Origin of the sequence: Streptomyces sp. TRM64462 (assembly GCF_013362995.1) — a bacterium.
Classification (GTDB): Bacteria; Actinomycetota; Actinomycetes; order Streptomycetales; family Streptomycetaceae; genus Streptomyces.
On sequence record NZ_JABWDV010000196.1, the window covers coordinates 1 to 13,569 of the forward strand.

Genomic DNA, 13,569 nt, shown 5'->3' on the forward strand with positions numbered 1-13,569 from the left:
CCGCCACGACGACCGCGGACGCGAGGGCCGCCATCGCGTGCCGCCGTCTCGTACGGCGCCGTTCGAGCCGTTCCCTCCTGCGCCGTGTCCGCGCGCCCTCCACCGTGAAGCCCCCTCCCCACGGGCGTTCCCCCGTTACGGGGAAGCCCTGCCCGATGGCTCCCCAGGGAGGGTAACGACTGGGACCCTTCCCCCATGGGGCAGATCGATGAGTTCACCCGGAGGACCGGCGGCGACGGTCCGTCGATGGACGCGGTCGTGGACCGGATGCGGGCGTTCCGTTCGCTGTGGCCCGAGGGGGACGGGGTCGCGGTGTTCAACCAGGTCTATCTGACCGTCACGGAGGAGATCGGGCGCCAGGTCGCGGGCGGCGCGGGCGCGTTCGGCGAGCCCCGGGACCGGCGGGACGCCGTCACGCTGGCGGTACGGTTCGCCGAGCGCTACCTCGCGGCGGTGGACGCGGTCGCCGCGGGCGGCCGGCCGCCGGCCTGCTGGCGGCCGCTGTTCCAGTACCGGCGCCATCCCGGCGTACGCCCGCTGCAGTTCGCGCTCGCGGGCATCAACGCGCACATCGGGCACGACCTGGCGCTCGCCGTCGTGGACGCCTGCCGTACGCTCCGCTGCGAACCCGCCGAGCTGGAGGGTGAGTTCGAGCAGGTGGGTGAGATCCTCGTGGTGCTGGAGGAGCGCATCCGCGAGGAGCTGATGCCGGGCCCCGACCTGCTGGAGGTCGCGGACCCGCTGACGCATCTGCTGGGCTGCTGGAGCCTGGAGCGGGCCCGCGACGGCGCCTGGCTCACGGCCCGCTCGCTCTGGCAGCTCGACCGTGTGCCGGGGCGGTGGGGCGCGGAGCTGGCCGAGGAGTTCACCGAACGCCTCGACCGCTCCGTCGGCCTGGTGGGGCGCATGCTGCTCACACCGCTCGCCCCGGGACGGTGATCAGTCCTCCGGCAGCTCCACCGGCGCGATCTCGTCGTAGAGGTCGCCCGGGCCGGGGTTCTTCGGGTCGGTCGCGCCGCCCAGGTGGTGCATGACGCCCCACACCGCGTTCAGCGCGGTCTGCACGGCGCCCTCGGCCCAGCCCGCCGTCCACGAGATGTCGTCGCCCGCGAGGAAGATGCCGCGCTTGTCCTCGGGCAGCCGGTCCTGCATGAAGTGCGTGTACAGGCGCCGCTGGTAGCGGTAGTGGCCCGGCAGGTTGGCCTTGAACGCGCCCATGAAGTAGGGCTCGTTCTCCCAGGACACGGTCACCGGGTTGCCGATGATGTGCTTGCGGATGTCGACCTTCGGGTAGATCTCGCCGAGCGACTTCAGCATGACCTCCATCCGCTCGTTCGCGGACAGCGGCAGCCACTTCAGGCTGTCGTCGCACCACGTGTACGACAGGCAGATGACGGCCGGCTTGTCGGGGCCGTTGTCCAGCAGGTACGTGCCGCGGGTCATCCGGTCGGTGAGCGTCATCGACATGACGTCACGGCCGGTCTCCTCGTCCTTGTCCAGCCAGAACGGGCGGTCGACCGGCACGAAGAGCTTGCTGGACTCCATGTAGTGGGTGCGCTCGATCGCCGTCCAGTGGTCGATCGGGAAGAGCGAGTCGTCGCACTGGATCTTCGACAGCAGCATCCACGACTGGGCCGTGAAGATCGCCGCCTTGTACGTGCGGATGTCGCCGTTCGCGTCGGTGACCGTGATCCGGTTGCCGGCGGTGCGGTGCAGCCGCGTCACGGCCGGCTTCGGGTCGCCGCCGTGCAGGGACTTCAGCGACGTGCCGGGCGCCCAGTGGACGATCTTCTCGGGCTCGCGCTCCCACAGGCGCAGCGGAAGCTGCTGGCTGCCGCCGACGATGCCGCGGTGGTGGTCGTCGGCCTCGGTGTAGACGACGCGGAGGATCTCCAGGATGGAGTTCGGGAAGTCGGTGTCCCAGCCGCCCGTGCCGAAGCCGACCTGACCGAAGATCTCCCGGTGGCGGAACGACTTGAACGCCTCGGACTCGCAGAGGAACCCGTAGAAGGTCTGGTTGTCGAGCTTCTCGACGAGCTTGGCCCAGATCTCGCGGATGCGCGGCACGTCGCGCTCGCGCATGGCGCGGTTCATGTCGGAGAAGTCCGCGCCCTCCTCCAGGCAGGCGTTCCAGGCGGCGGCCACGTCGCGGTAGACCTGCGGCAGGTCGTCGATGGTCTCCGCGTAGTGCGACTCGCCCTTCAGGTCGACGACCGTCGACGGGGTGGCCTCGGCGAGCGGGTTCGGGAACGGCGCCGTCTCCAGGCCCACCAGGTCGATGTAGTACTGGAGCGCCGTGGAGGACGGCGGGAAGCGCATGGCGCCCAGCTCGCAGTTGATCTCGTCGTCGCAGCCGTCGAAGCCGACGGTGCGCAGACGGCCGCCGAGCTGGTCGGCCTCGTACACGACGGGCTTGAGGCCCATCTTCATCAGCTCGTACGCGGCGACGACGCCGGACAGGCCGCCGCCGATGATCGCGACCTCGGTGCCGAGCTCGGTCGCCGGTATCTGGCCGAGGCCGGCCGGGTGGGCGAGGAAGTCGTCGTACGCGTACGGGAAGTCCGGACCGAACATGGTGATCGGCGGCTGCGCGTCGGTGTGCTGGACGGCGGTGGGCACCGTGGACGTCATGGGGTACGGACTCCTTGCACGGGGGTGGAGATGAGGGATGCGCGGGGCGGTGAGGGCGCTCAGCCGAGAGGACCGGCCGAGGTGAGGGAGGTGTAGAGGGCCGGGCGGCGGTCCCGGAGGTACGGGTTCTCCTCGCGCGACCCGCGGAGCAGCTCGGGGTCGGCGTCGCCGACGACCAGCTCGGGGCCCCGGCCGGCGCGCGCCCGGGCGGTGCCGTCGGGTCCGGCGAGCGCGGACAGGCCGACGAACTCGAAGTCGCCCTCGGGACCCGTCCGGTTGGCGTACGCGATGTACAGCTGGTTCTCGAAGGCCCGTACGGGGACGACGGCCTCCGCGACGACCTCGGCCGGGTGCATCAGCGCGGTCGGTACGAGGAGGACGTCCGTTCCGGCCAGGGCGTGCGCCCGGACGTTCTCGGGGAACTCCACGTCGTAGCAGATCATCAGGCCGACCCGGAGGCCGCCGAGGTCGGCCTGGACCACGGGCCGGTCGCCGGGCGTGAACCAGCGCTGCTCGAAGCCGCCGAAGAGGTGGGTCTTGCGGTAGTTCGCGAGGCGGGTGCCGTCGGCGCCGATGAGCTGCGCCGCGTTGAACACCGTCTCGCCGTCGCGCTCCGGGTAGCCGTAGGCGACCGCGACGCCGTGCCGTCCGGCGATCTCCGCGACCGCGTCGGCCGCGTCGCCGTCGGCGGGCTCGGCGAGCCGGTGGACGCCGGCGCCGATCGCGTACCCGGTCAGGAACATCTCGGGCGTGACGAGCAGCCCCGCACCCGTGGCGGCCGCACGTGCGGCGGCCTGGTCGAGGACCTTCAGGTTGGCCGCGACGTCACCGGGCTCTCCGGAGCTCTGGAGCAGGGCGATGCGCAGCAGCGGCATGGGTGGGTCCTCGTCTGGTGCGGGAAGGACGGGGGGATGCCAAAAAGGTACGGTCCGGGCTTCTGCCCGGACAAGGCGTGACCGTTGCGGACCGACCGCCGAAGCGTTGCGCGGTTTCCCGCCTCGGCGGTGATTCGTTGCGCGGCGCTTCCACCCGAGGTCGGAGAGGTTCCCCGCCGCGCGGCGGAGGAGGGACGGGACCGCGGCGCGATGCGCCCGGGGCGAGCGCGGCGGGATGGTGGTGGGCGTCCGAACAGGGGAGAGAGGACCACCATGAACCGTCGTACGAAGATCGCCGCGCTGGGTGCCGCGCTGCTGTTCACGGCCGGGGCCGCGGGCTCCGCCGTGGCTTCCGGGGAGGAGGGGCACCGCCCGGGGAAGGCACGGGAGGCGGCCGCGCTCACCGGCACGGCGAAGCTGTACCGCCCGGCCGGCGACGACATCACGTTCAGCTTCGACGCGCACCTGGCGGCGGAGGACAACGTGGAGCCGTTGAAGGCGACCGGAACGTTCTCCTTCAGCCACTTCAAGGACGGCCGGGGCGGCTGGGCCAAGGCGAAGGTGGACTGTCTGGTCACGGGCGGCAAGGTCGCCGTGGTGACGGGCGTCGTCACGGAGACGGACACGGAGCCGTTCCGGGGGAAGCGGGTCGGTATCACCGTCCACGACATCGGGAAGCGCGACCGGCTCGGCTACAGCTGGATGACCCCGGAGACGTTCGAGGTGCCGCCGTGCGTGGGCTCGGCCCCCTTCGAGAAGGTCCAGCACGGCACCGGCGACTTCACCGTGCTGCCCTGGCGCTTCGAGTACCCGGAGAGCTGACCCCGGGAGCTGCCCCCGGGAGCGACCCCCGCCGACAACCGCGGCGCCGCCGCGGGGCTACGCGGGTGAGCCCGACGAGAAGCGCCGGAGCAGCGGCGACAGCACCAGGACCGACTTGGTGCGCTCCACGAAGGGCTCCCCCGCGATGCGCTCCAGCACGCGCTCGAAGTGGCGCATGTCGGAGGCGAAGACCTGGACGATCGCGTCCGCCTCCCCCGTCACGGTGGACGCGGACGCGATCTCCGGGTAGCGCTCGAGACCGCGTTGGATGGTCTCGGGCGAGGTGTTGCTGCGTGCGTAGATCTCGATGAACCCCTCGGTCTCCCAGCCGAGCGCGGCCGGGTCCACCCGGACCGTGAAGCCGGTGATGGCTCCCTCGGCCCGCAGCCGGTCCACACGCCGTTTCACGGCGGGCGCGGACAGTCCGACGAGCGAGCCGATGTCGGCGTAGCTGCGGCGGGCGTCTTCGGCGAGTGCGTGGACGATGCGTTCGTCGAGGTCGTTGAGTCGCACTAGGGGTGGATCACTTCTCTGCTGTGGCCAATCGGGAGCGGCGCATGCCGTACAGGAAGTAGAACACGAGGCCCGCGACCATCCAGCCGCCGAACCACATCCAGGTGACGCCCGGAAGGCTGTACATCATGTACGCGCAGAAGAGGAAGCCGAGGATCGGCGTGACCGGGAAGAGCATCACCTTGAACGTGCGGTTCATCTCGGGCCGCGTGTAGCGGAGGATGACGACGGCGACATTGACCAGCGCGAAGGCGAAGAGCGTGCCGATGCTGGTGGCGTTGGCCAGCTCGCCCAGCGGGATGAACGCGGCGAGGGTGCCGCAGAAGAGCGAGACGATCACGACGTTGGCGCGCGGCGCGCCGGTCTTCGGGTCGACCTTGGCGAAGACCTTGGGCACGAGGCCGTCGCGGGACATCGCGAAGAGGATGCGGGTCTGGCCGAAGAGGACGGCGAAGACGACGCTGGCGATGGCGACGACCGCGCCCGCGGCGAGGACGACGCCCCAGAAGCTCTGGCCGGTGACGTCCTTCATGATCTGGGCGAGTGCCGCCTCGGTGCCCTCGAAGTCCTGCCACGGCATGGCGCCGACGGCGACGAGCGCGACCAGGCAGTACAGCACGGTGACGATCAGCAGCGAGAGCATGATCGCGCGCGGCAGGTCCCGCTTGGGGTTCTTGGCCTCCTCGCCGGCGGTGGAGGCGGCGTCGAAGCCGATGTACGAGAAGAACAGCGTGGCCGCGGCGGCGCTGATGCCGGTGACACCGAGCGGGGCCAGCGGGGCGTAGTTGCCGGCCTTGATGCCCAGGAAGCCGATGCCGATGAAGAGCAGCAGCGTCACGATCTTCACGACGACCATGATCGTGTTGATGCGGGCGCTCTCCTTGGCGCCGCCCATCAGGAAGACCATCGCCAGCAGGACCACGACGAGGGCCGGGAGGTTGATGAGTCCGCCCTCGCCGAGCGGGGCGGAGACGGCCTCGGGGATGGTCACGCCGATGGTGCCGTCGAGCAGCTCGTTGAGGTACTCGCCCCAGCCGACCGCCACGGCCGAGACCGAGACGCCGTACTCCAGGACCAGGCACCAGCCGCAGACCCAGGCGATGAGTTCACCCATCGTTGCGTACGCATAGGAGTACGACGAGCCGGAGACAGGTATGGAGCCGGCCAGTTCGGCGTAGGAGAGCGCCGAGAAGAGGGCGGTGAGGCCCGCGATGACGAAGGAGATCGCGACCGCGGGACCGGCGAGCGGGGTGGCCTCGCCGAGGACGACGAAGATGCCGGTGCCGAGGGTGGCGCCGATGCTGATCATCGTCAGCTGCCACATGGAGAGCGAGCGGCGGAGCGAGCCGCCCTCGCCCTGGCCACCCTCGCTGACCAGCACCTCCACCGGCTTGCGGCGCCCGAGCGCGGCGAGCCCTGAGGACTTCGGGGCGGGGGGTGCGGAGGGGGAGGTGGCCGGTGGGGCTGCGCCGTGGTCCAGCACTGCGTGGCTCCTTCATCGCTGCGGGGGACGGGACGACGGCGACCGACGGCGGCGCGGGGCAGGGGGAAGAAGCCCGCGAAGGACCCAGGGAAGGGGGGAACCGCCGAGCAGGCGGTCACCGCCACTCCAGGTACGGGGCCTGAGCCTACGAGGCGGAGCGTCGCAGTCGTAATGCACCGATGTTGCGCATCAGCGGATGATCATTGCGCACTTCGCACGCGGACGGGAAATTATTGCGCGCTGCCGCACGAATCCACACATTGGGGTGCTTGAGGGCCGAAACGCAGGTGCTCCGCGCGGCCGCCTCCGGCGGGTCCCGGAACGTACGGGAGCCGTCCCCGCCGAACGCACGGGAGCCGTCCCCGCGCGTTCGGCGGGGACGGCTCCTGAGGCGTGGCGGCGGGTCAGCTCCAGCTGGCGTGCAGCGGCTTGCCCTCGGCGTAGCCGGCGGCGCTCTGGACGCCGACGACGGCCTTCTCGGCGAACTCCTCCAGCGAGCCGGCGCCCGCGTAGGTGCAGGAGGAGCGGACGCCCGCGATGATCGAGTCGATCAGGTCCTCGACGCCCGGGCGCGCCGGGTCGAGGTACATGCGCGAGGTGGAGATGCCCTCCTCGAACAGCCCCTTGCGGGCCCTGTCGTACGCGGACTCCTCGCTGGTGCGGTTGCGGACGGCGCGCGCGGACGCCATGCCGAAGGACTCCTTGTACAGGCGGCCGTCGGCGTCCTGCTGGAGGTCGCCCGGCGACTCGTACGTACCCGCGAACCACGAGCCGATCATGACGTTCGACGCGCCGGCGGCGAGCGCCATGGCGACGTCGCGCGGGTGCCGGACGCCACCGTCGGCCCACACGTGCTTGCCGTACTTCCTGGCCTCGGCGGCGCACTCCAGGACGGCGGAGAACTGCGGGCGGCCGACGCCGGTCATCATGCGCGTGGTGCACATGGCGCCGGGGCCCACACCGACCTTGACGATGTCGGCGCCGGCCTCGATGAGGTCGCGGACGCCCTCGGCGGCGACGATGTTGCCGGCGACGATCGGCACCTGCGGGTCGAGGCCGCGGACCGTTCTGATGGCGCTGATCATCGACTCCTGGTGGCCGTGCGCGGTGTCGATGACGAGCGTGTCCACGCCCGCGTCGAGAAGCTGCTTGGCCTTGCCCGCCACGTCGCCGTTGATGCCGACGGCGGCGGCGATGCGCAGCCGGCCCTTGGAGTCGACGGCGGGCGTGTAGAGCGTGGCGCGCAGGGCGCCCTTGCGGGTGAGGATGCCCGCGAGGCGGCCGTCGCCGTCGACCGCCGGGGCGTAGCGGCGGTTGTGGTGGTCGAGGGTGTTGAACGCCTCGCGCGGGTCCATGCCGGCGTCGAGGAGCAGCAGGTCCGTGGACATGACCTCGGAGAGCTGTGTGAAGCGGTCGACACCGGTGAGGTCCGAATCGGTCACGACGCCGACCGGCTTGTGGTCGCCGTCCACGACGACGCCGGCGTTGTGCGCGCGCTTGGGCAGCAGCGACAGGGCGTCGGCGACGGTCTGGTGCGGGTCCAGGACGATCGGCGTGTCGAGGACGTGGTGACGGCTCTTGACCCAGGAGACGACGTCGGTGACGACGTCGATCGGGATGTCCTGGGGGATCACGACGATGCCGCCGCGACGGGCGACGGTCTCCGCCATACGGCGGCCGGCGATGGCCGTCATGTTGGCGACGACCAGCGGGATGGTGGTGCCGGAGCCGTCCGGGGTGGACAGGTCGACGCCCTGGCGGGAGCCCACGGCCGAGCGGCTAGGCACCATGAACACATCGTCGTACGTGAGGTCGTACGGCGGCTTCAGGTCATTGAGGAAACGCACGTGCAGAACATCCCAGTCGTTCGGAGTTGGCCCCCGGGCATCTCAGCCGGGGGGAAAACGCACGTACTTCATTCTCCCATGCCGACGGGCGTTCGAACCCCAGGCGAAACCTCCAGGTCACAGCGGGTGACCTGGGAGATTCCTACAAACCGGACTTGTGCGTTCCGCCGTGACCTGCCGGTCGGGTCAGTTGTCCGGGTCGAAGCGCTCCAGGGCGGGCCGCGGCCCGGGCTCGGACTCGGTGAGCAGGTAGTCGGCCGCCGCCGTGTCGGTGACGAGGCTGGTGACGAGCCCGGAGCGCAGTACGGCTCCGATGGCGGCGGCCTTGCGGTGGCCGCCGGCGATGGCGACGACCTCGGGGATACGGCGCAGCCGGTCGGCCTCGACCGTGATGCAGCGCTCGCCCAGGTCGCGCCCGACACGGCGGCCGGAGGCGTCGAAGAGGTGCGCGGACATCTCGGCGGCGACCCCGAGCGACGCGTAGTGGGCACGCTCCTCGTCGCTGAGCATGTCGTGGACGGTGGAGATGCCCGGCTCCCAGGAGCCGATGGACACCGCGGCGACGGTGACCTTGTCGAAGTACTCGAAGGCGCGGGCGATGCCGGTCTGGTTGCGCAGCGCGGCCGCGGTGGCCGGGTCGGGCAGCAGCATGGGCGCGTAGATGGGGTGGGCCTCGCCGCCGGAGACCTGGGCGGCGCGGCGTACGGCCTCGACCGATCCGCGCTCGGCGGTGCCCGCGTCGTACACGCCGGTCAGCTGGACGACGGTGCACGGCGGGAGCCGGTCGAGGGCGGCGGCCATGTGGATGGTGGAGCGGCCCCAGGCCAGGCCGAGGACATCGCCCTCGTCGACCAGCTCGCCGAGCAGGTCGGCCGCGACCTCGCCGAGGTTCTCCGGGTCGGGCGACTCGTCCTCGCCCTCGGCGGGGGACTCGACGACGACGGCGTGGCGCAGACCGTAGCGGGCGCGCAGCGCGTCGGAGCGCTCCGCGTCCAGCTCGGCCGGTACGCGGATCTCGATGCGTACGAGGTCGCGTTCCAGGGCCGTCTCCAGGACACGGGCGACCTTGAAGCGGCTGACGCCGAACTCCTCGGCGATCTGGATCTTGGATTTGCCCTCGAGGTAGAAGCGGCGGGCCATGGCCGCCGCCTGCACCAGCTCCGCGGGTCCCATCCGCAGGGCTGGTCGTCCCGCCGACATTGCAGACACCGCGTTCTCCTCACTGCTGTTCGCACTCCGGATCGCCCATCCTTGCAGATCCGGCGGTCACTGATCAGTCCTGTTGGTTTGCGTTCATCTGCCGGTGGCCCACCGGTGACTCAGTGGCCGCAGGCCCAGGCGGCCGACGAGGTGGCGCGGGCCGCCTGCTCACGCAGCTCGCGCACGGCGGCGGCCGGGTCGTCGGCCCCGTACACGGCGGAACCGGCCACGAAGACGTCGGCGCCCGCCTCGGCGCACTGCTCGATGGTGGAGGCGGAGACACCGCCGTCGACCTGGAGCCACAGCTCCAGGCCGTGCTTGGAGATCAGCTCACGGGTGCGGCGGATCTTGGGCAGCATGATGTCGAGGAACGCCTGCCCGCCGAAGCCCGGTTCAACCGTCATGATCAGCAGCATGTCGAGCTCGGGCAGCAGGTCCTCGAAGGGCTCGATGGGCGTGGCGGGCTTGAGCGCCATCGAGGCGCGGGCGCCCTTGGCGCGGATCTCCCGCGCGAGCCGCACGGGCGCGGCGGCGGCCTCCACGTGGAAGGTGACGGACCCGGCGCCCGCCTCCACGTACTGCGGGGCCCACCGGTCGGGGTCCTCGATCATGAGGTGGCAGTCCAGCGGAGTGTCCGTCGCGCGGCTGAGGGACTCGACGATCGGCACGCCCAGGGTGAGGTTGGGCACGAAGTGGTTGTCCATGACATCGACATGGAGCCAGTCGGCGCCGTCGACAGCCTTCGCCTCTTCGGCGAGCCGCGCGAAGTCGGCGGACAGGATGCTGGGGTTGATCTGGGCCATGAGCCAAGCCTGCCATGCCCGGGCCCGCCTCCTCGCCCCGCTCCCCTCGAAGCCCCCGCACAACACGGGGCACTTCGGTCAATCCCGGCGATTCTCGGGCCAGGGCTCGATCAGCTCGGCACGGGTGGACGCGTTCGGCTCGGGCGGACGCGTTCGGCGCGGGCGGACGCGTCACGCCGTACGGCGGAGGAGGGCCAGATACATGGCGTCCGTGCCGTGGAGGTGGGGCCAGAGCTGGACGTCGGGGCCGTCGCCCAGCGCGGGGACGCCGGGGAACAGGGGGCGGGCGTCGATCCACTCGGCCGTCACGTCCTGGGCGCCGCCCCGGCCCTTGAGGATGTCGTCCACGACCGCGCGGGTCTCGGCGAGGTGCGGGGAGCACGTGGCGTACCCGACGACGCCGCCGATCCGGGCCGCCTTCAACGCCTCGGCCAGCAGCCCGCGTTGGAGCGGGGCGAAGCCGTCCAGGTCCTCGGGGCGGCGGCGCCAGCGGGCCTCGGGGCGGCGCCGCAGGGCGCCCAGACCGGAGCACGGCACGTCGACGAGGACGCGGTCGAAGGAGCCGGGCCGCCACGGCGGGCGGGTGCCGTCGGCGGCGATGACCTGGTACGGGCCGGGGTTGCCGGCCAGGGCGCGCTCGACGAGCCGGGCGCGGTGCGGCTGCTTCTCGGAGGCGAGCAGGGCGGCGCCGCGTCCGGCCGCCAGGGCACCCAGGAGGGCCGCCTTGCCGCCGGGGCCCGCGCACCCGTCCAGCCACCGCTCGTCGGGTCCTTCGAGGGGCGCGTTGGCGAGGGCGACGGCGACGAGCTGGCTGCCCTCGTCCTGGACGCCCGCCCTGCCGTCCCGTACGGCGTCGATGGCACCCGGCTCGCCGCCCTCGGCCAGCCGTACCGCGTACGGCGACCAGCGGCCCGGCAGCCCCGCCTCGTCACCGAGCACGTCCAGCAGCTCGTCGGGCGTGGACCGACCGGGGCGGGCGACCAGGGTCACCTCGGGGCGCTCGTTGTCCGCCTCCAGGAGGTCCTCGATGCCGGCCCGGCCGCCGCCGAGCGCGTCCCACAGCGCCGACACCACCCAGCGCGGGTGCGAGTGCACGACGGCCAGATGGTCCTCGGGGTCGTCGTCGTACGGCGGGGCCACCTCGTCCAGCCAGCCGTCCAGGTCGCGCTGCGCGATCCGGCGCAGCACGGCGTTGACGAACTTGGCCCGGCCGTCGCCCAGCACCACCCGGGCCAGCTCGACCGTCGCGGACACCGCCGCGTGCGTCGGGATCCGGGTGCCGAGCAGCTGGTGCGCGCCGAGCGACAGCACGTCGAGCACCGGCGGGTCGACCTCGCGGAGCGGCCGGTCGACGCAGGCGGCGATGATCGCGTCGTACGTGCCCTGGCGGCGCAGCGTCCCGTACACCAGCTCCGTCGCGAGCGCGGCGTCCCGGCTGTCGAAGTCGCCCTGCTCGCGCGCCTTCCGCAGCAGCGGCGGCAGGACGAGGTTGGCGTACGCGTCGCGCTCGTCGACGGCGCGCAGCGCCTCGAAGGCCAGGATCCGGACGGGGTCCTTCTTGGGGCGGCGGTACGGCTTGGAGGGACGGCGACGGCCTTGCTCGCTCAAAAGGTGCTCCGCTTTCGATTCGGGTCGAACCCTCCCAGCGTAATCCGTCACCGGCACCCCGCTCCCGGCGTCGGGGGCTCCGCCCCCGATCCCGTCAGGCGTCGAGCCGCTCGCCCGCGGCGATCCGTACCCCGCGGGCCCAGTCGGCGCCGCGCATCGGCTTCTTGCCCTGGGGCTGGACCCACAGCAGTTCGACGGCGTGGGAGCCGGTCCCGACGTACACGTTGTTCTTGGCGGCGGCCAGCTCGCCCGGCGCGAGGTCGGTACGGTCCGGCACCGGCACCGCCTGCACCAGCTTCAGCCGCTCGCCCCGGAAGACCGTCCAGGCACCGGGGGCGGGCGTGCAGCCGCGTACGACCCGGTCGACGCGGAGGGCCGGGGCGCTCCAGTCCACGCGGGCGTCCTCGACGGTGATCTTCGGCGCGAGCGTGATGCCTTCGGCGGGCTGCGGCACGGCCTTGAGGCTGCCGTCCTCGATGCCGTCCATGGTGGCGGCGAGCAGCCCGGCGCCCGCGAAGGCGAGCCGCGTGAGCAGGTCACCGCTGGTGTCGGTGGGGCGGACCTCCTCGGTGATCACGCCGTAGACGGGGCCGGAGTCGAGGCCCTCCTCGATCTGGAAGGTGGACGCGCCGGTCACCTCGTCGCCCGCCATCAGCGCGTGCTGGACGGGCGCGGCGCCGCGCCACGCGGGGAGCAGCGAGAAGTGCAGGTTCACCCAGCCGTGTACGGGGATGTCGAGCGCCGCCTTCGGCAGGAGCGCCCCGTACGCGACGACCGGGCAGCAGTCGGGCGCGATCTCGCGCAGCCGGGCGAGGAAGGCCTCGTCGCGCGGCCTGGCAGGCTTGAGCACCTCGATGCCGGCCTCGGCTGCGCGCTCGGCGACCGGGCTGGCGACGAGCCGGCGGCCGCGTCCGGCGGGCGCGTCGGGCCGGGTCACGACGGCGGCCACCTCGTGCCGCTCCGAGGCGATGAGGGCGTCCAGGGCGGGCACGGCGACCTCGGGGGTGCCTGCGAAGACGAGCTTCACTCGGGGTTACCTCGCTTGTTCGGGTACGGGCGGCGGTCGGCCGACGCACCAGTCTAGGGGCGCGGCCGGTCGGGGGGCGTACGTATATCCGTGCGCCCTGCGCATATGCGGATACGCCCCTGCTGCGTGACCCCGGCGGAGGGTGGCGCGTTGTCAAGAGAGATTGACCGAATCGGGCCGCCCTCGGATGCGGCCCGCCCCTTTTCAACGCCGGTTCGAGAGGCTTGTAAATGGCCGACCACGCAACCCACGACGCCCAAGCCAGGGCCAGCCTGCACCTGTTGGTGCGGGACATCGAGCGGGTCCGCCGGCAGGTGGACGCTCTGCGCACGCTCACCGCCCAGCTGGGCAACGTCTACCGCCCGCGTCGCTCCGGCCCGTCGACGGGCTTCGTCGTCTACGGCAGGGCTCCGGCCCCCACCGTCCGGCTCGCCCAGGAGCTGCGGGACAGTGTCGAGACCCTCGTGACCGCCGCGGTGGACTTCGACCGTTCGCTCGGGTTCTCGTGGGACGCGGTGGGCTCGGCGCTGGGCGTCACCAAGCAGGCGGTGCACCGCCGCTACGGGTCGCGGCGCGCGACGGCCCAGCAGGCGGCGTCGAACCCGGAGCACTCCCCGGCGGAGGCGGGCGCGACGCGGACCGTCCCGGTGGGCCAGCCGGTGGCGTCGGTGCCCGCCGCCCGTTCCATGCCGCCCCAGCCGACGACGGCCGCGCCGTCGCTCCGTGACCCGTCCCTCCGCGAGGAGGTCCGCCCGAGCGC

The 13,569-nt window shown here is 72.2% G+C and carries 12 protein-coding genes; 3 read left to right on the top strand and 9 right to left on the bottom strand.

All coding sequences use genetic code 11. The features are described 5' to 3' along the window. The first annotated feature begins 195 nt into the window (after positions 1-195). Positions 196-939, top strand: coding sequence for a DUF5995 family protein (locus tag HTZ82_RS08940; protein WP_254711734.1), 744 nt, complete (start codon positions 196-198; stop codon positions 937-939). On the opposite strand, the gene HTZ82_RS08945 is transcribed toward HTZ82_RS08940, so the two are convergent. Continuing rightward, complete coding sequence (locus HTZ82_RS08945) at positions 940-2,631, bottom strand: NAD(P)/FAD-dependent oxidoreductase (RefSeq protein ID WP_175408770.1); 1,692 nt, start codon at positions 2,629-2,631, stop codon at positions 940-942. 59 nt (positions 2,632-2,690) lie between these two features. Next, positions 2,691-3,506, bottom strand: coding sequence for a carbon-nitrogen hydrolase family protein (locus HTZ82_RS08950; protein ID WP_175408771.1), 816 nt, complete (start codon positions 3,504-3,506; stop codon positions 2,691-2,693). 273 nt (positions 3,507-3,779) lie between these two features. Between HTZ82_RS08950 and HTZ82_RS08955 the strand changes: the two genes are divergently transcribed. Continuing rightward, positions 3,780-4,328 (top strand): Repetin, encoded by a 549-nt coding sequence (locus HTZ82_RS08955; protein ID WP_175408772.1) that lies wholly within the window; start codon positions 3,780-3,782, stop codon positions 4,326-4,328. 57 nt (positions 4,329-4,385) lie between these two features. On the opposite strand, the gene HTZ82_RS08960 is transcribed toward HTZ82_RS08955, so the two are convergent. From HTZ82_RS08960 to fmt, 7 genes are all read right to left on the bottom strand, one after another. Further along, entirely contained in the window at positions 4,386-4,841 is a 456-nt protein-coding gene (locus HTZ82_RS08960; protein ID WP_175408773.1) for an Lrp/AsnC family transcriptional regulator, read from the bottom strand. 10 nt (positions 4,842-4,851) lie between these two features. Then, entirely contained in the window at positions 4,852-6,324 is a 1,473-nt protein-coding gene (locus tag HTZ82_RS08965; protein ID WP_175408774.1) for an amino acid permease, read from the bottom strand. Positions 6,325-6,728: 404 nt separating this feature from the next. Beyond that, a complete protein-coding gene (locus HTZ82_RS08970; protein ID WP_175408775.1) occupies positions 6,729-8,171 on the bottom strand; it encodes a GuaB1 family IMP dehydrogenase-related protein in 1,443 nt (480 codons plus the stop codon). Between the two features lie 186 nt (positions 8,172-8,357). Next, complete coding sequence (locus HTZ82_RS08975; protein WP_175408781.1) at positions 8,358-9,371, bottom strand: sugar-binding transcriptional regulator; 1,014 nt, start codon at positions 9,369-9,371, stop codon at positions 8,358-8,360. A gap of 119 nt (positions 9,372-9,490) precedes the next feature. Beyond that, the gene (gene rpe / locus HTZ82_RS08980; RefSeq protein WP_175408776.1) at positions 9,491-10,174 is read right to left on the bottom strand and encodes a ribulose-phosphate 3-epimerase; all 684 of its coding nucleotides are present in this window, start codon (positions 10,172-10,174) and stop codon (positions 9,491-9,493) included. Positions 10,175-10,345: 171 nt separating this feature from the next. After that, complete coding sequence (locus HTZ82_RS08985; protein WP_175408777.1) at positions 10,346-11,782, bottom strand: RsmB/NOP family class I SAM-dependent RNA methyltransferase; 1,437 nt, start codon at positions 11,780-11,782, stop codon at positions 10,346-10,348. A 94-nt stretch (positions 11,783-11,876) separates the two neighbouring features. Then, complete coding sequence (gene fmt, locus HTZ82_RS08990; RefSeq protein ID WP_175408778.1) at positions 11,877-12,809, bottom strand: methionyl-tRNA formyltransferase; 933 nt, start codon at positions 12,807-12,809, stop codon at positions 11,877-11,879. Positions 12,810-13,039: 230 nt separating this feature from the next. On the opposite strand from fmt, the gene HTZ82_RS08995 reads away from it, so the two are divergent. Next, the coding region (locus tag HTZ82_RS08995) for a hypothetical protein (protein ID WP_175408779.1) at positions 13,040-13,569 on the top strand (530 nt) is incomplete at its 3' end.

Bases quoted from the DNA above. Each gene is read 5' to 3' on its own strand.
- rpe (WP_175408776.1), bottom strand. From the start codon at position 10,174: ATGGCCCAGATCAACCCCAGCATCCTGTCCGCCGACTTCGCGCGGCTC.
- HTZ82_RS08950 (WP_175408771.1), bottom strand. From the start codon at position 3,506: ATGCCGCTGCTGCGCATCGCCCTGCTCCAGAGCTCCGGAGAGCCCGGT.
- HTZ82_RS08945 (WP_175408770.1), bottom strand. From the start codon at position 2,631: ATGACGTCCACGGTGCCCACCGCCGTCCAGCACACCGACGCGCAGCCG.
- HTZ82_RS08940 (WP_254711734.1), top strand. From the start codon at position 196: ATGGGGCAGATCGATGAGTTCACCCGGAGGACCGGCGGCGACGGTCCG.
- HTZ82_RS08975 (WP_175408781.1), bottom strand. From the start codon at position 9,371: ATGTCGGCGGGACGACCAGCCCTGCGGATGGGACCCGCGGAGCTGGTG.
- HTZ82_RS08955 (WP_175408772.1), top strand. From the start codon at position 3,780: ATGAACCGTCGTACGAAGATCGCCGCGCTGGGTGCCGCGCTGCTGTTC.